Below are 20,167 nucleotides of genomic sequence, written 5' to 3'. Positions count from 1 at the left end.
GTTCACCGGCCGAAGGCGTCCGATAATCGGACGCTGTTGTCCGTTCCTCGTAGCGTCCCGTAGATTCTTGTTCCGTGTCAACGCAGGTGCCCGCGCTCCTTCACAGCCTGGTGGACGACGCCGCCGTCTTCCCGCCGGGCAGTGCCACGCTGCCCGACGCCCTGACCGCCCACCGTCAACATCGCGTCGCCTGGTACGCCGACCTGGTCGGGCCGCTGCTCGTCCCCGCCTCGACCGTCGTGAGCGGCGAGCTGAGCGGCCTCGTCGACCCGGCTGAGGGCCTCGTGACCGGGCTGATCGGGAACACCGGGATCGGCCAGCTGCCGTTCGCGCTCTCGTTCCTGCCGCCGGACGGCATCACGGCCCGGCAGGTCGAGGTGGCCGTCGCCAAGCGGGGCGAGGACCCGCTCCCCGGCGTCGCCGAGCTGCTGCGGCTGACCGAGGCCATGCCGGGCGTCGAGGCTGTCTACGCCGAACTGCCGCTGACCTTCGGACTGATGGGCGCGCTGGACGCGCTCGCCGCCGCCCGGGCCGACGGGGTGCCGATCGCCGCCAAGTTCCGCACCGGCGGCCTCGCCGCCGAGCTGTTCCCCACGCCGGCCGAGCTGGCGGCGGTGCTCTGCGCCTGCCGCGACCGCGCCCTGCCGTTCAAGCTCACCGCCGGACTGCACCAGGCGGTGCGGCATCTCGACCCGGAGACCGGGTTCACCCACCACGGCTACGCCAACGTGCTGGCCGCGACACTCGCCGCCGCCGACGGGGAGAGCGTGCGGGTCGTCGCCGAGCTGCTGGCCGCGCTCGACCCACGTCCGCTGCTCGAACGCATCAACGGACGGCTGGACGCGCCGCGCCCACTCTGGGTCGGCTTCGGCTCGTGCAGCATCCTGGAACCACTTACCGATCTGATCCGGCTGGGGCTGGTGAACGGGGGCTACGACGGATGACCTGGGTGAGCGGCGTTGACGGTTCGCCGTACGGCGTGACGAACCTGCCGTACGGGGTGTTCTCCGCCGGTGGGGACGAGCCGCGGATCGGCGTACGCATCGGGTCCTGGATTCTCGACCTGGCCGGGGCGGAGGCCGCCGGCCTGGTGCTCGCCGCCGGCGCGCTGGGCCGACCCACCCTCAACGACTTCATGGCGCTCGGGCGTCCGCAGTGGACTGCGGTTCGCCAGCGGATCGTGGAGCTGCTCACCGACCCGGCGCACCGGCCGGCGGTCGAACCGCTGCTGGTGCCCCTGGCCGACGTGGAGCTGCTGCTGCCGTTCGAGGTGGCCGACTACGTCGACTTCTACTCCTCGGAGCACCACGCGTCGAACGTCGGGCAGATCTTCCGCCCGGGCCAGCCGCCGCTGCTGCCCAACTGGAAGCACCTGCCGATCGGCTACCACGGCCGCGCCGGGACCGTCGTGGTCTCCGGCACGCCGGTGGTCCGGCCCACCGGACAGCGGGCGTCCGCCGAGGGTCCGGTGACCGGCCCGTCGGTACGCCTGGACATCGAGGCCGAGGTGGGCTTCGTGGTGGGGGTGCCCAGCGCGTTGGGCGACCGGGTCGCGGTGGACGACTTCGCCGACCACGTCTTCGGAGTGGTGCTGGTCAACGACTGGTCGGCCCGCGACATCCAGGCCTGGGAGTACCAGCCGCTCGGCCCGTTCCTCGGCAAGTCCTTCGCCACCTCGATCTCGGCCTGGGTGACGCCCCTCGAAGCGTTGGCCGCGGCCTTCGTGCCGGCCCCGGACCAGGACCCACCGGTCGTCGACTACCTGCGCGACGTACCGCACCTGGGGCTCGACCTTCGGCTGGCGGTCGAGTGGAACGGCGAGCGGGTCAGCGAGCCGCCGTTCGCCGGCATGTACTGGACGCCGGCCCAGCAGTTGGCGCACCTGACCGTCAACGGCGCGTCCCTGCGCACCGGCGACCTGTACGCCTCGGGCACCGTCTCCGGCCCGGACCGCTCCCAGGTCGGTTCGTTCCTGGAGCTGACGTGGGGCGGGGCCGAGCCGGCGAAGGTCGGCACCGAGAGCCGTACCTTCCTCGCCGACGGCGACACCGTCACCATCACCGCCACCGCGCCCGGGCCGGACGGCACCACCATCGCCCTGGGCGAGGTCACCGGAACGGTCCAGCCGGCCCGCTGAGCAGGCCAATCGCGCGTGCCCACGCCCGGCCCGCCGGGCACCTGGCCCGACGTCGGCTTCCTTTGCTCTGCTTCACCCCACGCAACACCTGGGGCCGCTCGTTGTTGCGTCCGTTGAAGCAGAGCAAAGGGCCCGCCGGGTCCACCTCGGCCCGCTTCGGAGCCGCCTGAACGCCTGCCCGTCCGGCCGTCCCATCGACGAGACTCTTGGTCGCACCGTCTGTGCGATCACCACACCCCGTTTCCCCGTTGATCACGCGGATCAGTCGCCCCGCCACCCCCCTGGGGAGTGGTGGGGCATTCCGACGTACACGGAGGTAACAACTATGCACGATCTCACCGGAGCGCTCTGGCGCACCAGCAGCCGGTCCAACGACCAAGGGCTCTGCGTGGAGGTGGCGGACAACCTGGTCGACGTGATCGGCCTGGTCGCGGTCCGCGATTCCAAGGACCAGAGCGGCCCCACACTGGCCGTCAGCCCGCCGGGATGGACAGCGTTCGTCGGCGCGATCAGGTCCGGTCGCTTCGAACGCTGAGCGGTGTCGCACCGGCGAAACGGTGCGACCGAGCCGCCGAAACGGACAACGTGGCCTCCGGGTGGTGGAAATTCCGTCCGGGGGCCTCGTCCGGCCCGCACCGCGCGTACCGTCGGTGGCACGGGAGGGTGGCATGTCGACGGTCGCGGTTACCGGTTTCATCGAGGCGGACGCCGTCGATGTCTGGTGCCTGCTGACCGACCTGTCCGGCCGGGCCACCCGGATGACCGGAGCCGGCCCGGTCGACGTGCTGACCCCGGGCGCGTTCGGACCGGGCACCGCCTGGCGTGAGGCGCGCGCCCAGCCGGGCGGCGACACCCTCACCGAGGAGTTCCTGGTGGTGGAGGCGGTCGCGCCGCAGCGGCTGGTGCTCTGCTCCTCCGGCGCCGGTGCGGACTACCGGATCACCTGGCATCTGCGCCCGGACCGACGCCGCCGTCGCCCACGCACCGCGGTGACCGTCACGCAGGAGGCGGTGCCCACCGATCCGTACGGCCGGGTGGTGGCGCTGCTGCTCGGCGGCCTCGCCGCCCGGGCGGTCGAGGTGGCGCTCCGGCGTGACCTCGCCGACCTGGCCGGCGCCGCCGGCTCGCTCGAAGCGGCCTGAGCGCACCGCCCGGAGACCGGCCCGGACAACCTGACCCGGCTCCGACCCGCCGCGCTGGGTAGGGTGCCGGGCGGAGGTGCGGCATGGGGTTCCCGAGGGGCCGACGACGGCTCGTGCTGGCGGTGGCGGTGCTACTCGCCGTGGCGGCCGTCGCGGTCGTCGTCCACCGGGTGCTCGCGCCGGCCGAGGTGAGTACGCCGGCGCGAGCGGCCTATCCGGCCGCGCCCCGACCCGCGCCCGGTGTGATCGGCCGCCTCCCGGTCGCCCCGTTGATCGTGGACGGGAGGCTCCGGGTGTACGCCGCCCACCGCCAGGTCTACGCCGATCGGCCGGTCGACTGGCGCTACCGGACCAGCCCTTACTGGTCGTACCGGCGCTGGCCGGCGGAGCTGACCGGGGTGGTGGCGAGCGGCGCCGTCGTGGTCAGCCAGTGGTCGGACGGCCGGCTGGTCGCGCTCGACGCGTCCACCGGGCGGGTGCGCTGGCGGGCCGACGGTCCGAAGCCCGTCCCCGACACGGCGGTGGTCCGGCGCACCGGCGCCGCCGTCGTCTGGAACCCGAGCGGACTCCTCCTCGCCGACCTGCCGGACGGCCGGACCGTGCTGACCGTCAGCGGGAAGACGCAGGCCAGCGGGGTGGAGGTGGCCAGCGGCCGGGAGTTGTGGCGGACCGATCTGCTCGGCGACTGCCACAGCGACGTCGGCACCACGGCGACCGGGCAGGTGATCGGTCTGGACACCTGTGCCGGGCCGGCCATGATCGAGTTCCGGGACGCCGCGACGGGCCGGGTGGGCGAGCGCTGGCGCCCACCGGGTGGCCCGGACGACCTGGTAATCACGCCGCTCGGATGTCGTACCGGCCGGTCGGGGTGCCTGGCCCTGCGCACGGCCGGTCCGGGTGACGCCGGTGGCCGGGGGTGGGTGCTGGGTGGCGGTGAGCCGGTGGCCGCGCCCGCGTTGGACCCGGCCGGTGTCGTCGTGGTCGGGGAACAGGCCGTCGATGTCGTCGACGGGGTGGCGGTGGGCCGGTCGGCGCGTACGGGCGTCGAACTGTGGCGCTACCCCGGCCTGGGTCCGGCGCGGGTGCTCGCCGCCCAGCCCGGCCGGGTGCATCTGCTGACCGAGGCGAACGACCTGGTGACGCTGGACCCGGCGACCGGGCGTCTGTTGTCCCGCAGCACGCTCAACGTCGGCTCGGACGGTACGGGCTGGGCCCCCGGAGCGGTCTGGGCCGAGGCGGGCTACGTCGCGGTGGAACGGCTGCGCGTGCCGGTCGATCCGGACGGCGACGACCAGCGCTACTACCTGACCTCGGAGGCGGTGATCCTGGCCGCCACCTGATCGGGTCACCCGACCCTGAAACTTCCACCAGGTCTGACCGCAATGGGTAGGTTTTTCATGGTTCAGGTTCCGGTGGAAGGGGTCGTCGCGTGGGCAACAGAGCAGCCAGGTGGTTGGCCGCCGCCACCGCCGGCCTGGTGATCACGGTGCCACCGATTCTCGCCTCGGGTGAGACGCCGCCGACCGCGTCCGCCGCTGTGCGGGTCGCGCCGTCGGACGGCACGCGGGTGATCTTCGAGGTGGTGCCGGCCTCGCCGACCGCCACTGCGACGCCCCAGCCCACCCCGTCGACCCCGCAGCCCAGCCCGCACACGCCGACACCCAGTCACGGTGGCAAGCTGCCGGTCACCGGCTCGGACGGCGGGTCGGTGCTGTTCCTCCTCGCGCTGGGCGTGACCCTGGTGGCCATCGGTTGGCTCGCCGCCCGCCGCCGCCGACCGAGCTGACGCGCCGCCGACCGAGCTGACGCGCCGCCAACCAGGCTGACGCGCCGCCGGCTGAGCTGGCGGGAACCGACGTGAGTTGAGACGCTTAGTATTCGACAAAACGGACAAAGAGTAATATAGTCTCCGTCGTGCGTGCGATCGTTGTCCCGCTCAGCCTGCTTCTGGCGCTCGGTGGAGCGCTGCCCGTCGAGGCGGCGCCGGCCACTCGTACCGTCGAGCTGGCCCTGACGCCGGGTGTCGACATCACCGTGCCCGCCGCCGTGAATCTCGGCACCGGCTTCGTCGGTGGTGTGCTGACCGGGCAGTTGGGCACGGTGGAGGTGCGTGACCAGCGCGGTAACGTGAATCCGAACCTCTGGGTCGCCACGGTGAGCGCGACGGTCTTCATCACCGGAGGTGGTGGCACCAACCGGACCATCTCGAACGGGCAGATCTCGTACTGGTCCGGCCCGGCCGTCCAAAGCACCGGCGGCGGCACCCTCGTCCCGGGGCAGCTCACCGCGGCGCAGGCCGTCACCCTGAACGTGACGCGCGAGGCGTTCCGCAAGACCGCCGGTAACGGCAACAACCGGGTGTCGTGGATCCCGACGATCCGCATCGCTGTTCCGTCCACTGTGGTGGCCGGCGTATACAGCGGAACTATCACCCACTCCGTCGCCTAATGGGTGATTCGTCCGATATCACGCTATTCGTGCCCATCTGCGCCCGTAGCGTCGCTGCCATGAGGAAGCCACTTCTTACCCTGTTTGCCGCCGGGGCCGCAGTGCTCGCTCTGGCGGCGCCCGCCGCGGCAGCGCCGTCCGGCGACACCGTCGTCACGTTCACCATCTCGACCGCGAACCTGGACATCTCGGTGCCGCCGTCGGTCAACCTGGGCGCGGTCTTCGCCGGCAGCACCATCCAGGGGCAACTCGGCAACGTCACCGTCACGGACAGCCGGGCCGCGCTCAGCGCCACCTGGACCGCCACGGTCAGCAGCACCGCGTTCACCACCGGCGGCGGCACCGGCTCCGAGACGATCCTGCCGAACCTGGTCGAGTACTGGTCCGGCCCGGCGATCTCCACGACCGGTACCGGCACCTTCGTCCCGGGGCAGCTGACCTCCGCCGACGCGGTGACCCTGAACCTGCCCCGGGTGGCGTTCAGCAAGACCTCCGGCAGCGGCAACAACTCCGCGACCTGGAACCCGACCATCCGCATCACGATCCCGCCCAGCGCGGTCGGCGGCACCTACACGGGGGTGATCACCCATTCGGTGGCATGACGTTTCTCGTACCCTCGCCCTGGCGGTGACCCTCGTGGTCGCCGCCGGGGCGCCGGCCTTGCCCGCGAGGGCGGCCGGCGTGCACTCCTTCGCGGGCGCGGCGCCCGAGGACCCGAACATGGTGGAGGAGGCGGACGTCCCGGGCCTGGACCGGGCTGCGGGGACGCCCAAGCCGTCAGCCAGCCCCGAGGGCGCACCGGCCGCGGTCGGCGTACGGCTGCTCGACGCGCCGGTCAACCGGCGCGACGACACCCGTGCGCACAAGTACATCGTCGACCACGTGCACCCCGGCACCACCATCCGGCGGCGCATCGTGGTGGAGAACGTCTCGCCGGTGAAGCGGACCGTCGACGTCTACCCGGCGGCGGCGGACGTGACCGAGAAGGGCTTCGTGCTCGCGCCCGAGCGGACACAGAACGAGCTAAGCAGCTGGATCGAGGTCGACACGACGCAGGTCAAGCTGGCCTCGGAGGACGAGGCGACCGTCTGGGTGACCATCCGGGTGCCGAAGAAGGCCGAGGCCGGCGAACGGTACGCGGTGGTGTGGGCCCAGTCCACAAGCGGCGACGAGCGGATGGTCGAGCAGATCGCACGGGCGGGCATCCGCGTCTACCTGTCGGTCGGGCCGGGCGGGGAACCACCCTCCGGGTTCGAGGTGGGCCCGCTCAGCGGCGGTCGGGAGACGGACGGCACCCCGTTCGTCACGACCGAGGTGCGCAACACCGGCCAACGCGCGCTCGACCTGGCCGGCGAGCTGCGGCTCACCGACGGACCGAGCGGACTCTCGGCCGGTCCGCTGCGGGCCGAGGCCCGGACGCTGCCGCTGAACGGGCGGACGACCATCCGGGTCCGACTGGACCGGCAGCTACCGGACGGGCCGTGGAAGGCCCGGCTGGACCTGGCCAGCGGGTGGACCAAGCGGAGCGCCACCGGCTCGGTCGACTTCGGTCCCGCCACGGCCGCGACCACCGAGCGGAAGGTCGACACCGGGGCACTCGTGCTCGGCTCCGGCGTGGCCGGATCGGTGCTGATCCTGCTGCTGTTCGGGGTCTACACCTACCGCCGACGGTTCCGGCAACCGGCAACCGCCGGCTGAGACGCCCGGGGCCGGTCCGTAGGGGGTTGACGGACCGGCCCCGGCAGCACACCTCGCTCAGCCGAGCGCCGACTCCGCGGCCGCGAGGAACGCGTCGTTCTCGGCCGGGGTGCCGATGGTGACCCGGACGCCGTCCCCGGCGAACGGCCGGACGATCACCCCGCGCGACTCGCACGCCTTGCCGAACGCCACGGCCTGCTCGCCGAGCGGCAGCCAGACGAAGTTCGCCTGGCTGGTCGGCACGTCGGGCACGAACTTGCGCAGCGCCTCGGTGACCCGCTCCCGCTCGGCGACGACGAGCGCGCACCGACGCTCCATCTCGTCGGCCTGGGCCAGCGCCGCGAGCGCGCCGGCCTGGGCGGCCGTGCTCGTCGAGAACGGCGTCACCACCTTGCGGACCGCCGCCGCCACCGCGGGCTGCGCGACCAGCCAGCCGATCCGCAGCCCGGCCAGGCCCCACGCCTTGGACAGCGTGCGCAGCACCGCGACGTTCGGCCGGCCGAGGTAGTCCAGGCCGTCCGGCACCTCGGGGTCGGTGACGAACTCCCGGTACGCCTCGTCGATGACCACCAGCACGTCGTCCGGCACGGAATCGAGGAACCGGTCCAACTCGGCCCGGCGGACGGCCGTGCCGGTGGGGTTGTTCGGGTTGCAGACCAGGATCATCCGGGTCCGGTCGGTCACCGCCGCCGCCATGGCCGCCAGGTCGTGGCCGTGCCCGGCGTCGTTGGCGACCCGCACGCTTGTCGCGCCGCTGGTCGCCGCGATGATCGGGTACGCCTCGAACGACCGCCACGCGTACAGCACCTCGTCACCCGGCAGGCAGGTGGCCCGCACCAGATGCTCGGCGAGCGCCACCGACCCGCAGCCGGTGGCGATCCGGTCCGCGTCCACGCCGTACCGCTGCGCCAACGTCTCGCGCAGCGCGACCACGCCCATGTCGGGGTACCGGTGCGAGCCGCTGACCGCCTCGGTGACCGCCTCGACCACGCCCGGCAGCGGCCCGTACGGCACCTCGTTGCTGGCGAGCTTGATGGCCTCCGGCAGACCCAGCTCGCGGGCCAGGTCGGCGGGGCTGCGCCCGGGCACGTAGCTGGGCAGCGCGTCCAGGTCGGCGCGGGTCAGTCGCACCGTCGGCTGGTGGCGTCCGGAGTCGGTCATGGGGTGTCTCCCGAGGGCTGAGGGTGATCGTCGGTGACGGGGGGATCGGTGGTGGCGGGGACCTCGACGACCACCGTCAGCGCACGCCTGTCGTGCAGTGCTCGGCGCAGTGGGTGGTCGACGAGCGGGGACACGGAGTCGATGAACTGAATCAGCAGGCCGATCCCGAAGCAGGGCCACAGCAGGGTGGGCATGCCCAGCGTGCTCCATCGGCGCAGCGCCCGGCCGAAGCCCAACGGCTGGTCGGCCTCGACGGGGACGGCGCGGATCCGCATCACCCGCTTGCCGATGGTCTGCCCGTTGCCGGCCATGGCGGGCACCTCGTACGCCAGCCAGAGCGCGGTGGCGATCACCAGGATCGCCACCTGGAGGAGCCCGGCCTGCTCGCCGATCTGCGGCAGTCCCTCGCTGGAGGTGTTGCCCTCCAGCGCACGCGGATACGCCACCCGCCAGTACGGCGCCAGCTCCTGCAGCCACCGCCAGACGAACCAGCCGTTGACGAGCACGTTCAGCGCGAGCACCAGGGCGATGTCGATCAGCCGGGCGACGAGCCGTCGGCCGTAACCGGCCAGCCGCAGCCCGTGCGGGCGCGGCTCGGGTGGCCGTCCGGCCCAGCCGGGGGCCCACCCGGGCGGCACGCCCTGCGGTGCCCAGCCCGGCGGAGTGCCAGGCGCGCCGTAACCCGGCGGAGTGCCCGGCGGGCCGTAACCGGGCGGAGTGCCCTGCGGCGTCCAGCCGGGTGGGGTGCCCGGCGAGCCCCAGCCCGGGCCCGGGCCGTGTCCCGGTTGCGCCGGCTGGCCGGGGTGCGGCGGCCAGCCCGGCGCGGTCTCCGCCGACGGGGCGCCGGCCGGCGCGGCCGGGGCTACCGGTACGGGTGGCGGCTCGGGCGGTGGTGGGCCGTCGGGCGGGGTCGCGTCGACGGGGATGGGCGCGCCGAGCCAACCCTCGCCGTCCCAGTACCGGCGGGTGTCACGATCGGCAGGGTCCACGTACCAGCCGGGCTCCACACTCACGCTGACGCTCCGCTGTCGTACCTGCTGGTTCGCTCGCTCACGAGGCAACCTTAACGACGACCGTCGCGGCGAACTTGTCGTGGAGGCACTGCTGCCAGGGCTTGTCCCAGAGCTGCCAGAACCCGTCGGCGTAGCTCAGGCCGGGGACCAGCGAGCAGGCCAGGTACTGCACGAGCCAGCGGCGACCGGCCATCCGCCGGTCGAGCGTACGGCTGGGATCGAGCGGCACCACGCGCAGCTTCATGATCTTCTTGCCGAGCGTCTGGCCGCCACGCTTGAGGTATTCGACGTGGTACAGCCAGTAGAGCCCGAGCAGCACGACGAAGATGCCGATCTCGACCAGTACCAGCGGCAGGAAGAAGTCGGTGAGGAAGGTGGCCGGGTCGGGCTCCACGAACGTGCCGTCCGGGTTGGTCCGGGTCATCTCGCGGAACATGCGCCACCACAGGACCAGGAAGATCGGCATGAACAGCACCATCGCCACGATGCTCGCCAGGGCCGTGTCGATGAGCCAGGCCAGCAGCCGGTCACCGAAACCGGCCAGCGGCTGCCCGGCCGGGCTGAGTGCGGGCGGACTGGGCGCGGGCGGTGCGGTCGACCAGTGCGGCGGAGGGTATCCGGGTGGACCGTACTGCGGCGGCACGGCGTACCCCTGGGGGTGTGGGCCGGGCGATGGCGCGACGCCGCCGGCGGCGGGCGGAGGCCCACCGGCCGGCGGCGTCGGGTACGACGGAGGCTGCGTCACGCTCGACAGTGTTACAGGTTGCCGCGCGCTTCCTGCTCCCGCTCGATGGCCTGGAAGAGCGCCTTGAAGTTGCCCTTGCCGAAGCCCAGCGAGCCGTGCCGCTCGATCAGCTCGAAGAAGACGGTCGGGCGGTCCTGCACCGGCTTGGTGAAGATCTGGAGCAGGTAGCCGTCCTCGTCCCGGTCGACCAGGATCTTGCGCTCCTTGAGCTGCTCGATCGGCACGCGGACCTTGCCGATCCGCTCCCGCAGCTCCGGGTCGTCGTAGTACGAGTCCGGGGTGTCCAGGAACTCCACGCCGGCGGCGCGCATGGCGTCGACGCTGGCCACGATGTCGTTGGTGGCGACGGCGATGTGCTGGGCGCCCGGGCCCTGGTAGAACTCCAGGTACTCGTCGATCTGCGACTTCTTGCGGGCGATGGCCGGCTCGTTGAGCGGGAACTTCACCTTGCGGGTGCCGTTGGCGACGACCTTGCTCATCAGCGCCGAGTAGTCGGTGGCGATGTCGTCGCCGACGAACTCCGCCATGTTGGAGAAGCCCATCACCCGCTTGTAGAACTCCACCCACTCGTCCATCCGGCCCAGCTCGACGTTGCCGACCACGTGGTCGACGGCCTGGAAGAACCGCTTCGGCTGGAGGCCGGCGTCGATCATGGGCTGCCGGTCGACGATCGGGCCGCGGGCCACGAAGCCGGGCAGGAACGGGCCGCGGTAGCGGGACCGGTCGACCAGGGCGTGCCGGGTGTCGCCGTACGCGGCGATGGCGGCCATCCGGACGGTGCCGTGCTCGTCGGTCACGTCGTGCGGCTCGACCACGCCGGTGGCGCCCTGGCCGACGGCGTGCGCGTACGCGGCGTCGACGTTCGGCACCTCGAGCGCGATGTCGCTGATGCCGTCGCTGTGCTTCGCCACGTGCTCCGCGCCGTCGGCGTCCGGACGCACCGCGCCGGTCAGCACGAACCGGGCCGAGCCGCTGGTGAGCACGTACTGGGCGTGGTCCCGGTAGCCCTGCTCCGGGCCCCGGTACGCCACGCAGGTCATGCCGAACGCGGTGGAGTAGTAGTGCGCCGCCTGCTTGGCGTTGCCGACCAGGAAGTGCACGTGGTCGAGCCCACGGACGGGGAACGGGTCGTGGCTGATGTCGTGGTCGACAGCGCCGACGAGCCGGTCGACGTCGACGTCCTCGGTCGACTGGGGTCGGTCGATCGCCTGGGTCATGGTGGCCTCCCTCGCGTACCGGCCGGCCTCGTGGGCCGGTTCTTGACCGAAGGATCGTCGTGCGGGCGTCGAGTGGGCAACTGTCGACGTAAATGCTGGTCAGGTTGCGCATTCGGTATGGTCTGAACCCGTGAGAGGTGAGCAGGCTGTACAGCTCGACGCGCTCGATGTCCGCTTGGTCGAACTGCTCGCCGAGGAGCCGCGGATCGGGGTGCTGGAGTGCTCCCGGCGACTCGGCGTGGCCCGGGGCACCGTGCAGGCGCGGCTGGACAAGCTCATCGAGCGGGGGGTCATCCGGGGCTTCGGCCCGGAGATCGCGCCGGCCGCGATCGGGTTCGGGGTGACCAGCTTCGTCACCCTGGAGATCAGCCAACGGCAGGGCCACGACCCGGTCACCGCGCACCTGGCGGCGATCCCCGAGGTGTTGGAGGCGCACACCATCACCGGCTCCAGCGACCTGCTCTGCCGGATCGTGGCCCGCTCCAACACGGATCTGCAACGGGTCATCGACCAGATCGTCTCGTTCGCCGGCATCACCCGCGCGTCGACGATCATCGCGTTGGCGGAGCAGATTCCCTACCGCACGCTGCCACTGGTCCGCAGCGCCGTAACACCTTCCGGCGCAGAAAGCGCGGCGACACGGCGGCGCGGGCGTACGGAAGATCCGTGATCGTGGCTACGGTGTGCGGGTGGCGAAGGGGAGCGTGCGCGTCGGGCTGCTGGCCGGCCTCGCCGTGGTCGTCGCCCTCGCCGCCACCGGCGTGTGGAACCCGTTCCCCGGCATCTGGGACTGGGTGGACCGCAGCGAACCCATCTCCGAGCCGGACGTGGTCTGGCAGCAGCGGGTCGGCGGCACCCCGCGCAGCGTGACCATCGCCGGCGACACCGTCGTGGTCGAGCAGCGTACCCGGGTGGAGGCCCGCAGCCTGGCAACCGGCGCCCAGCTCTGGGAACGCAAGGCGGACTGGTCGGCGGTCGCGGGCGGCGACCGCGACCCGGTCGTCGCCGTGGGCAAGCTCCTGGTCAAGGGGTACGAGCTGCTCGACCCGACCACCGGGGCGACCCGGCGGCGCGACGACGACGCGGTGGCCGTGTGGACGTACCGGAACCTGCTGCTGGACGCCCGCTGCACGGACGCCACCGACTGCACCCTGAGCGCGTGGGACCCGCGCGGCACCCAGCCACTGTGGACGGCCTTCCTGCCCGGCGTGCACAGCGGCCTGCTCGCCGACAACCCCGGCCTGCGCGGCACCCGCCGGCTCACCGCCACCCGCATCGACGACGGGGTGGCCGGGCCCGAGGCGGCGCCGCCGCTGCTCGGCTTCCCGGTCGACGGCCGGGTGCACGTCGTCGACACCGCCACCGGACGGGTGTTGCAGAACGTCGAGCCCGGCCGGGACGAGCGGCTGTCCGTGGTGGGCGGCCGGATGCTGCGGATCGCCGCCCGCTCCCAGGACGGCACCTGCTACTTCGCCATCTCCGCGCGGGACCCGGCGACCGGGCAGGAGGCGTGGCAGCGGGCCGGGGTCAACCTGCGTACCGCCGACACCGCCGGCTGCGTGCAGCGCGAGGACCCGCAGGGCGCGCGGAACGTGCTGATTGGCGTCGGCCCGGACGGCCGCGAGGCGGTCATCGACGGGTACGACGGGCGGCTGCTCTGGGTCGGCGAGCCCGGCACCAAGCTCGTCGCCGTCGACGACCGCTACGCGGTGTTCCGCTCCGCCGACAAGCGCTCGGTGGTCTCCCGTGACCTCGGCGCCGACAAGGTGCGCTGGACCAGGCCGGCCAGCGCCAAGGCGGGCGCGGCGCTCACCCCGTACGCGGCGGTGCTCGCCGACGAGAAGCCGTCGCGGCTGGTCGCCCTCGACCCGCGCACCGGGCGGGAACTGGCCGTCCTGCGCACCTCGGCGAACGCCCTCGCGGTCGGCCCGCAAGGCATGATCATCGGTGAGGGGCGGGAGATCGGGTACGTCCGCTTCGGCGGCACGCCCGGCGCCCCCGTCCCGCAGCCCGGCGACGGAGGCAACCCCGGGCCGGGCGGCACCCGCCCCGGACCGGGCGGCGACGGCACCGGCGACTGCGGGCCCAAGGGTGAACTGTGCACCGAACCGGACGGCGGCAAGGACGGCTGAACGGGTGGGATTCCGGCGCGCTGAGCGCTGTCGACCTCGGCGGATGAGAGCGGCGTCCCAGACCCAGCCCGGCGGGTGGGAATGATCGACCGGTCTGCCCTAGGCTTGCCGCTCATGAGCAGTGCCGCCGCATTCTCGTACGCCCCCCTGCTGCCGACCGGCCCCGACCAGACGGAATATCGCCTGGTCACCGACGAGGGCGTGGACGTCGTGCACGGCCCGGGGGGTCGTCGTTTCCTCACCGTGGAGCCGGCCGCGCTGACCGCGCTGACCGCCGAGGCGATGCACGACATCGCGCACTTCCTGCGCCCCGCGCACCTGGCGCAGCTCCGGGCGATCATCGACGACCCGGCCGCGTCGCCGAACGACCGGTTCGTCGCGCTGGACCTGCTGCGCAACGCCAACATCGCCGCCGGCGGGGTGCTGCCGATGTGCCAGGACACCGGCACCGCGATCGTGATGGGCAAGCGTGGCCGGCACGTGCTGACCGACGGCGCGGACGCCGAGGCCATCTCCCGGGGCGTCTACCAGGCGTACACCCGGCTCAACCTGCGCTACTCCCAGCTCGCCCCGCTGACCATGTGGGACGAGCGGAACACCGGCAGCAACCTGCCGGCCCAGGTGGAGCTGTACGCCGAGGACCCGGACGGGCACCCGGACGCGTACAAGTTCCTGTTCATGGCCAAGGGTGGTGGCTCGGCGAACAAGTCGTACCTCTACCAGGAGACCAAGGCGCTGCTCAACCCGACGCGGATGATGCAGTTCCTGGAGGAGAAGCTGCGGCTGATCGGCACCTCCGCCTGCCCGCCGTACCACCTGGCCATCGTCATCGGCGGCACCTCGGCCGAGTACGCGTTGAAGACCGCGAAGTACGCCTCCGCGAAGTACCTGGACGCCCTCCCGACGCAGGGCTCGATGAGCGCGCACGGCTTCCGCGACCTGGAGCTGGAGGCCCAGGTGTTGGAGCTGACCCGCAACTTCGGCATCGGCGCGCAGTTCGGTGGGCGGTACTTCTGCCACGACGTGCGGGTGGTGCGGCTGCCCCGGCACGGCGCGTCCTGCCCGGTGGCGATCGCGGTCTCCTGCTCGGCGGACCGGCAGGCCGTTGCCAAGATCACCCCGTCGGGCGTGTGGCTGGAGCGCCTCGAAACCGACCCGGCGCGGTTCCTGCCCGAGGTCACCGACGACGCGCTCGACGCCGAGATGGTCGTCCGGGTCGACCTCAACCGACCGATGGACGAGATCCGCGCCGAACTGTCCAAGTACCCGGTGAAGACCCGGCTGTCGTTGTCCGGCCCGCTCGTGGTGGCCCGGGACATCGCCCACGCCAAGATCGCCGAGCGGCTGGACGCCGGTGAGCCGATGCCGCAGTACCTGCGCGACCACGCCGTCTACTACGCCGGCCCCGCGAAGACCCCCGAGGGGTACGCGTCCGGCTCGTTCGGTCCGACCACGGCCGGCCGGATGGACGCCTACGTGGAGAAGTTCCAGGCCGCCGGCGGCTCGCAGGTGATGCTGGCCAAGGGCAACCGGTCGGGTCAGGTGACCCGTTCCTGCCAGCAGTACGGCGGCTTCTACCTCGGCTCGATCGGCGGCCCCGCGGCCCGCCTCGCCCAGGACTGCATCAAGCACGTCGAGGTGCTCGAATACCCGGAGCTGGGCATGGAGGCGGTCTGGAAGATCGAGGTGGAGGACTTCCCCGCCTTCATCGTGGTCGACGACAAGGGCAACGACTTCTTCGCCGAGGTCACCAAGCCGGTGCTGACCATCGGCCGCCGCTGACCGCTGCGCCACGTCAAGAGGCGCCAGGCATACCGCCTGGCGCCTCTTGCGTCGGTACCTCCACCGACATCGGTACGCCCGCCCGCTGGGGGTGGGACGGGCGCACCGCCCCCGTCGGATGTCGTGACCGCCAACCTGGATCGAGTCTGCGCCGCGCCACACTCGATCCGCTCTCAGATCACTATCACCGGACGACGTCGAGCTGTGACCGTCGGACTACGCTGCTGTTTGTTGTGTCATCGTCGCGGGGGAGCAGATGCGGTTCGGAATCCTGGGGCCTCTGCGCGTCGGCGGTGGCGAGTCCACCGTCACCGCCGGCCGGGACCGGATCGTGCTCGCCATCCTGCTGTTGCGCTCTGGTCGCCTGGTGCCCGTCGAGGATCTGGTCGACGCGGTCTGGGAGAACAATCCTCCGGCCACCGCCCGCGCCCAGTTGCAGACCTGCGTCTCACGGTTGCGCCGCCGGTTCGTCGAGCTGGGGCTGGAGCCGGGCCTCATCATCACCGACCCGGCGGGGTACGGCGTGCGTATTGCACCGGACGACCTGGACGCCGAGGTCTTCGCCCGGGGTGTGGAGGTCGCCCGCAGCTCCGTCGCGGCCGGTCGCCTGGTCGAGGCGCGGAGCGAGTTCCGCGTAGCCTTGGCGCTGTGGCGGGGGCCGGCCCTCAGCGGCATCCCGAGCAGCAGCGTCCGCCGCCGTGCACAGGCGCTGGACGAGCAGCGCCTCACCGCCCTGGAGGAGTGTGTCGACGTCGAGCTGCGCCTCGGGCAGGCCACCGACCTGATCGAGGAGCTGACTGAGAGCGTCGACAGGCATCCGTTGCGGGAGCGTCTGCGCGGTCAACTGATGCTGGCACTGTCCTCGGTCGGACGGCAGGCCGACGCGCTTGCCGTCTACCGGGATGGCCGGCGGTTCTACGCCGACGAGCTGGGCATCGAACCGGGCACCGAGTTGCAGGACCTGCACCAACGCGTGCTCGCCGGTGATCTGGCACTGAGCGGCCGAGAGACTCGGTCGGTCCCGCCGGTCTGCTCGCTGCCCAGGGCGATCGGCGACTTCACCGGCCGGCAACAGACCCTGGCTCGCCTGATCAAGGACGTGGAGGCCGGCGCGCGGATCCAACTCATCGACGGTATGGCCGGCAGCGGGAAGACGACCCTGGCGGTACACATCGCCACGGCCCTCGCTGGCGACTATCCGGACGCCCAGCTCTACATCGACCTGCACGGGCACAGCGAGCGCACCCCGTTGACGCCGACCGCTGCGGTGGCCACGCTGCTGCGGCAGGTCGGTGTGCCTGCGGAGAGGGTGCCGGCAACCCAGGACGACAGGTTGGCGCTCTGGCGCAGCGAGCTGGCGGGCCGCCGTGCGTTGCTGCTGTTGGACAACGCTGCGACCGCTGATCAGGTGATCCCGCTGCTACCCAACGGCTCGCAGTGCCTGATCCTGATCACCAGCCGCCGCCGACTCGTCGGTGTGGACGAGGGACGGCCCTCGTCGCTGCCCGTGCTCGACACCGACGAGGCCGTCGAGCTGTTGGGGCACGTGGTCGGTGTGGACCGGGTGGCGGCCGAGCCGGAGGCGGCCGCCGAGGTCGTCCGCCGCTGCGGGCACCTACCACTCGCCATCCGACTGGCGGGTGCCCGGCTGGCGCACCGACCTCATTGGCGTATCGCCGACCTCGCCGAGCGCCTGGTCTCCCGTCGCGATCCGTTGGCCGAGTTCGAAGCTGGCGATCGCTCCGTCGGTCGGGCCTTCGCTCTGTCGTACGCCCAGGTGTCGCCGGCGGCGCAGCGTGCGTTTCGGCTGCTGGGTCTGCACCCGGGGGTACGGTTCGACAGCTCGGTCGCGGCCGTCATCGCCGAGTTGCCCCTGGTCGACGCGCAGGACCTGGTGGACGAGCTGGTCGACGCGCACCTGGTGGAGGAGGCGGAGCTGGGCCGGTACCGGCTGCACGACCTGGTCCGCGAGTACGCGCGAACCCTGGTGGCCGAGCCGGAGCGGGCGGTTGAGCGGCGGGACGGCATCGAGCGTCTGCTCAACCACCACCTGCACGTGGCCGCGACCATCGCACGCAAGAGGGAGCCCTCCTCGGCGCATTCGCTGATCGTGGCGGCGCTACCGATCCGCGCCGACCTGATCACGATCGTCGCCGAGCAGGGGCACGCCTGGCTCGAGGAGAACCTCGCCGTGTGGCCCGCCCTGGTTCGGCTGGCGGAGTCTGAGGGATTTCAGCGCTACTGCTGGCAGTTGGCGAGGGCGTGCTGGCACGCGCAGTTCGAGGGCGGTCGCCTGGACGAGTTGATCGAGACCCACTCCGCTGGTCTGCGCTCCGCCGAGGAGTTGGGTGACGAAAGCGCGGTGGCGACGATGCTGAACTACCTCGCCTCGGCCCACTACCGACTTGGGGATTTCAAGGAGTCGATCCGGCTGATGGAGAGGTCCCTCGAAATCTTCCGTAGGCTCGGTCTGCGCCGCGAGTTCCGCAACACCCTGGGCAATCTGGGCACCGCGTACGCCATCAACTTCCAGTTCCGCCGGGCCCGGGAGTGCTACGAGGCCGCCCGGGAGTTGGCGGCGCGGATGCGCGACGTGGGCGCGCTGGCGAACGAGCTGAACAACTTGTCGATGACCCTGTTGCTGTGGGGTCGACCCGACGAGGCGCTGCGCACCGCTCGGCGACACCTGGGGCTCGCCCGCGAGGTCGGCGACCTGCGCCGGATCGGCAACGCGCTCGGGCACCTCGGAATGATCCGTCACCGGATGGGCGACGTGGGGCCGGCCAGTCGGCTGCTGAGGGTGGCTCTGCGCGTCAAACGGCAGGTGGGAGCCCGGTTCGGTGAGGGCGAGGTGTTGAACGAGATCGGGATGATGGAGCGGGAGGCCGGCCGCCCGGAACGCGCTGCCGAGCTGCACCGGGCGGCGCTCGTGGCCATGACCGAGGTGGGGGACCGTGCTGGCCAGTGCGGCTCGCGCAACCTGCTGGCCCGAGCGATCCTCGATCAGGGGGACGCGACCAGCGCGCTCGATCTCTACCGCCGCGTCCTGGCCGACGCCACCAGACTGAGCACGCGCTACGAGACGGCCCGGGCGTTGGAGGGCATCGCGCGCTGCCTGGCTTCCACCGATCCGACCGTGGCACGTGAGCACGCGACCCGGGCCCTGGCCCTGTTCCGCCAGATCGAGTCGCCGGACCAGCGCGAGGCGGAGCGGCTGCTGGCCGAGTTGGGCTGACGGATCATCTGCGCTTCGGCGGCGGGCGCGGCAGGATGGTACGCGTGACGACTCCAGAGGCGACCGGTTACCGGATCGAACGTGACTCGATGGGCGAGGTGGAGGTGCCCGCCGAGGCGCTGTGGCGGGCGCAGACCCAGCGCGCGGTGCAGAACTTTCCGATCTCCGGGCGGGGCATCGAGCCCGCGCAGATCAAGGCCCTGGCCCAGATCAAGGGCGCGGCGGCCGAGGTCAACGGCGAGCTGGGCGTGATCGACGCCAACGTGGCCGCCGCGATCGCCGCCGCTGCCGCGCACGTTGCCGACGGCGGGTACGACGACCAGTTCCCGGTCGACGTCTTCCAGACCGGGTCGGGGACGTCGTCCAACATGAACGCCAACGAGGTGATCGCGACCCTCGCCAGCCGGGAACTGGGCGCGCCGGTGCACCCGAACGACCACGTCAACGCCTCCCAGTCCAGCAACGACGTGTTCCCGTCCTCGATCCACCTGGCCGCCACCCAGTTCATCGCGGAGGACCTGCTGCCGTCGCTGACCCACCTCGCCGAGGCGCTGGAGGCCAAGGCGGCCGAGTTCGAGACGGTGGTGAAGGCGGGGCGTACGCACCTGATGGACGCCACGCCGGTCACCCTCGGGCAGGAGTTCGGCGGGTACGCCGCCCAGGTCCGCTACGGCATCGAGCGGTTGCAGGGCTCGCTGCCCCGGCTGGCCGAACTGCCGCTGGGCGGTACCGCCGTGGGCACCGGGATCAACACCCCGCTCGGCTTCGCCGCCGCCGTGATCGGCAAGCTGCGCGAGTCGACCGGGCTGCCGCTGTCCGAGGCCCGCAACCACTTCGAGGCGCAGGGCGCCCGCGACGCCCTGGTGGAGACCTCCGGGCAGCTCCGGACCATCGCGGTGGGTCTCTACAAGGTCGCCAACGACATCCGCTGGATGGGCTCCGGCCCCCGGGCCGGCCTGCGGGAGCTGCGCATTCCCGACCTTCAGCCCGGCTCGTCGATCATGCCGGGCAAGGTCAACCCGGTGGTCGCCGAGGCGATGCGGCAGGTCTGCGCCCAGGTCATCGGCAACGACGCGACAGTCGGGTTCGCCGGCTCGCAGGGCGACTTCGAACTGAACGTCATGCTCCCGGTGATGGGCCGCAACCTGCTGGAGTCGATCCGGCTGCTGGCCGCCGCGAGTCGGCTGTTCGCCGACCGCCTGGTGGCCGGCCTGGTCGCGGACGCCGAGGTCTGTCTCGCGTACGCCGAGGGCTCACCGTCGATCGTCACCCCGCTGAACCGCTACCTCGGGTACGACGAGGCCGCCTCCATCGCCAAGGAGGCGCTGGCGAAGCAGGCGTCCATCCGGGAGGTCGTCATCTCCCGGGGTCACGTCGACTCCGGCAAGCTCACCGAGACCCAGCTCGACGAGGTGCTCGACCTGCTCCGGATGACCCACCCCTGACCCGCGCCGCGC

General features: G+C 72.1%; 18 protein-coding genes. 14 read left to right on the top strand and 4 right to left on the bottom strand.

Translation table 11 applies throughout. The features are described 5' to 3' along the window. Window positions 1-74: 74 nt before the first annotated feature. From ACN263_RS28105 to ACN263_RS28065, 9 genes are all read left to right on the top strand, one after another. Window positions 75-944 (top strand): hypothetical protein, encoded by an 870-nt coding sequence (locus ACN263_RS28105; RefSeq protein WP_422737243.1) that lies wholly within the window; start codon window positions 75-77, stop codon window positions 942-944. Next, window positions 941-2,137 carry a fumarylacetoacetase gene (fahA, locus tag ACN263_RS28100; RefSeq protein WP_422737242.1) on the top strand — a complete coding sequence of 399 codons (1,197 nt, stop codon included), beginning with the start codon at window positions 941-943 and terminating at the stop codon, window positions 2,135-2,137. The genes ACN263_RS28105 and fahA overlap by 4 nt, the downstream gene beginning before the upstream one ends. Before the next feature lie 325 nt (window positions 2,138-2,462). Next, window positions 2,463-2,672, top strand: coding sequence for a DUF397 domain-containing protein (locus ACN263_RS28095; protein WP_355050986.1), 210 nt, complete (start codon window positions 2,463-2,465; stop codon window positions 2,670-2,672). Window positions 2,673-2,805: 133 nt separating this feature from the next. After that, window positions 2,806-3,279 carry an SRPBCC family protein gene (locus ACN263_RS28090; RefSeq protein WP_422737241.1) on the top strand — a complete coding sequence of 158 codons (474 nt, stop codon included), beginning with the start codon at window positions 2,806-2,808 and terminating at the stop codon, window positions 3,277-3,279. Between the two features lie 83 nt (window positions 3,280-3,362). Further along, on the top strand, window positions 3,363-4,619 hold the full coding sequence (locus ACN263_RS28085; RefSeq protein ID WP_422737240.1) for a PQQ-binding-like beta-propeller repeat protein: 1,257 nt from the start codon (window positions 3,363-3,365) through the stop codon (window positions 4,617-4,619). A gap of 89 nt (window positions 4,620-4,708) precedes the next feature. After that, window positions 4,709-5,065, top strand: coding sequence for an LPXTG cell wall anchor domain-containing protein (locus tag ACN263_RS28080; RefSeq protein WP_422737239.1), 357 nt, complete (start codon window positions 4,709-4,711; stop codon window positions 5,063-5,065). A 128-nt stretch (window positions 5,066-5,193) separates the two neighbouring features. Then, window positions 5,194-5,727: a hypothetical protein gene (locus ACN263_RS28075; protein ID WP_422737238.1), complete on the top strand. Its 534-nt coding sequence runs from the start codon at window positions 5,194-5,196 to the stop codon at window positions 5,725-5,727. Between the two features lie 59 nt (window positions 5,728-5,786). Next, the gene (locus ACN263_RS28070; RefSeq protein WP_422737237.1) at window positions 5,787-6,329 is read left to right on the top strand and encodes a hypothetical protein; all 543 of its coding nucleotides are present in this window, start codon (window positions 5,787-5,789) and stop codon (window positions 6,327-6,329) included. Between the two features lie 25 nt (window positions 6,330-6,354). Next, window positions 6,355-7,425: a hypothetical protein gene (locus tag ACN263_RS28065; protein ID WP_422737236.1), complete on the top strand. Its 1,071-nt coding sequence runs from the start codon at window positions 6,355-6,357 to the stop codon at window positions 7,423-7,425. 57 nt (window positions 7,426-7,482) lie between these two features. Here ACN263_RS28065 and hisC read toward each other — a convergent pair whose 3' ends face one another. Genes hisC through hppD form a run of 4 tightly spaced genes read right to left on the bottom strand, consistent with a single transcriptional unit; the run spans window position 7,483 to window position 11,561 of the window. Next, window positions 7,483-8,586, bottom strand: coding sequence for a histidinol-phosphate transaminase (gene hisC / locus ACN263_RS28060; RefSeq protein ID WP_422737235.1), 1,104 nt, complete (start codon window positions 8,584-8,586; stop codon window positions 7,483-7,485). Then, on the bottom strand, window positions 8,583-9,599 hold the full coding sequence (locus tag ACN263_RS28055; RefSeq protein ID WP_422737234.1) for an RDD family protein: 1,017 nt from the start codon (window positions 9,597-9,599) through the stop codon (window positions 8,583-8,585). Before ACN263_RS28055 ends, hisC begins: the two co-directional genes overlap by 4 nt. Window positions 9,600-9,636: 37 nt before the next feature. Continuing rightward, window positions 9,637-10,344 carry an RDD family protein gene (locus tag ACN263_RS28050; RefSeq protein WP_422737233.1) on the bottom strand — a complete coding sequence of 236 codons (708 nt, stop codon included), beginning with the start codon at window positions 10,342-10,344 and terminating at the stop codon, window positions 9,637-9,639. 11 nt (window positions 10,345-10,355) lie between these two features. Beyond that, window positions 10,356-11,561: a 4-hydroxyphenylpyruvate dioxygenase gene (hppD, locus tag ACN263_RS28045; protein ID WP_422737232.1), complete on the bottom strand. Its 1,206-nt coding sequence runs from the start codon at window positions 11,559-11,561 to the stop codon at window positions 10,356-10,358. A 130-nt stretch (window positions 11,562-11,691) separates the two neighbouring features. Here hppD and ACN263_RS28040 point away from each other — a divergent pair, with 130 nt between their 5' ends. The 5 genes from ACN263_RS28040 to ACN263_RS28020 all read left to right on the top strand — a co-directional run bounded on the left by ACN263_RS28040 (window position 11,692) and on the right by ACN263_RS28020 (window position 20,155). Further along, window positions 11,692-12,231, top strand: coding sequence for an Lrp/AsnC family transcriptional regulator (locus ACN263_RS28040; RefSeq protein ID WP_422737231.1), 540 nt, complete (start codon window positions 11,692-11,694; stop codon window positions 12,229-12,231). A 46-nt stretch (window positions 12,232-12,277) separates the two neighbouring features. Beyond that, window positions 12,278-13,693 (top strand): PQQ-binding-like beta-propeller repeat protein, encoded by a 1,416-nt coding sequence (locus ACN263_RS28035; protein WP_422740847.1) that lies wholly within the window; start codon window positions 12,278-12,280, stop codon window positions 13,691-13,693. Between the two features lie 114 nt (window positions 13,694-13,807). Continuing rightward, window positions 13,808-15,475 carry a fumarate hydratase gene (locus tag ACN263_RS28030; RefSeq protein ID WP_421473503.1) on the top strand — a complete coding sequence of 556 codons (1,668 nt, stop codon included), beginning with the start codon at window positions 13,808-13,810 and terminating at the stop codon, window positions 15,473-15,475. A 256-nt stretch (window positions 15,476-15,731) separates the two neighbouring features. Next, a complete protein-coding gene (locus tag ACN263_RS28025) occupies window positions 15,732-18,710 on the top strand; it encodes a BTAD domain-containing putative transcriptional regulator (RefSeq protein ID WP_422737230.1) in 2,979 nt (992 codons plus the stop codon). Between the two features lie 35 nt (window positions 18,711-18,745). Next, window positions 18,746-20,155, top strand: coding sequence for a class II fumarate hydratase (locus ACN263_RS28020; protein WP_422737229.1), 1,410 nt, complete (start codon window positions 18,746-18,748; stop codon window positions 20,153-20,155). The last annotated feature ends 12 nt before the right edge of the window (window positions 20,156-20,167 follow it).

The organism is Micromonospora sp. WMMD729, from assembly GCF_049315225.1.
GTDB lineage: Bacteria > Actinomycetota > Actinomycetes > Mycobacteriales > Micromonosporaceae > Micromonospora.
The sequence above is the reverse complement of the archived record's forward strand: the minus strand, read 5'-3'. Positions and strand labels throughout refer to the sequence as shown.

What these genes read in the sequence shown, in the direction of transcription:
- fahA (WP_422737242.1), top strand. Translation starts at nt 941, where the DNA reads ATGACCTGGGTGAGCGGCGTTGACGGTTCGCCGTACGGCGTGACGAAC.
- ACN263_RS28095 (WP_355050986.1), top strand. Translation starts at nt 2,463, where the DNA reads ATGCACGATCTCACCGGAGCGCTCTGGCGCACCAGCAGCCGGTCCAAC.
- ACN263_RS28090 (WP_422737241.1), top strand. Translation starts at nt 2,806, where the DNA reads ATGTCGACGGTCGCGGTTACCGGTTTCATCGAGGCGGACGCCGTCGAT.
- ACN263_RS28085 (WP_422737240.1), top strand. Translation starts at nt 3,363, where the DNA reads ATGGGGTTCCCGAGGGGCCGACGACGGCTCGTGCTGGCGGTGGCGGTG.
- ACN263_RS28070 (WP_422737237.1), top strand. Translation starts at nt 5,787, where the DNA reads ATGAGGAAGCCACTTCTTACCCTGTTTGCCGCCGGGGCCGCAGTGCTC.
- hisC (WP_422737235.1), bottom strand. Translation starts at nt 8,586, where the DNA reads ATGACCGACTCCGGACGCCACCAGCCGACGGTGCGACTGACCCGCGCC.
- hppD (WP_422737232.1), bottom strand. Translation starts at nt 11,561, where the DNA reads ATGACCCAGGCGATCGACCGACCCCAGTCGACCGAGGACGTCGACGTC.
- ACN263_RS28030 (WP_421473503.1), top strand. Translation starts at nt 13,808, where the DNA reads ATGAGCAGTGCCGCCGCATTCTCGTACGCCCCCCTGCTGCCGACCGGC.
- ACN263_RS28025 (WP_422737230.1), top strand. Translation starts at nt 15,732, where the DNA reads ATGCGGTTCGGAATCCTGGGGCCTCTGCGCGTCGGCGGTGGCGAGTCC.
- ACN263_RS28020 (WP_422737229.1), top strand. Translation starts at nt 18,746, where the DNA reads ATGGTACGCGTGACGACTCCAGAGGCGACCGGTTACCGGATCGAACGT.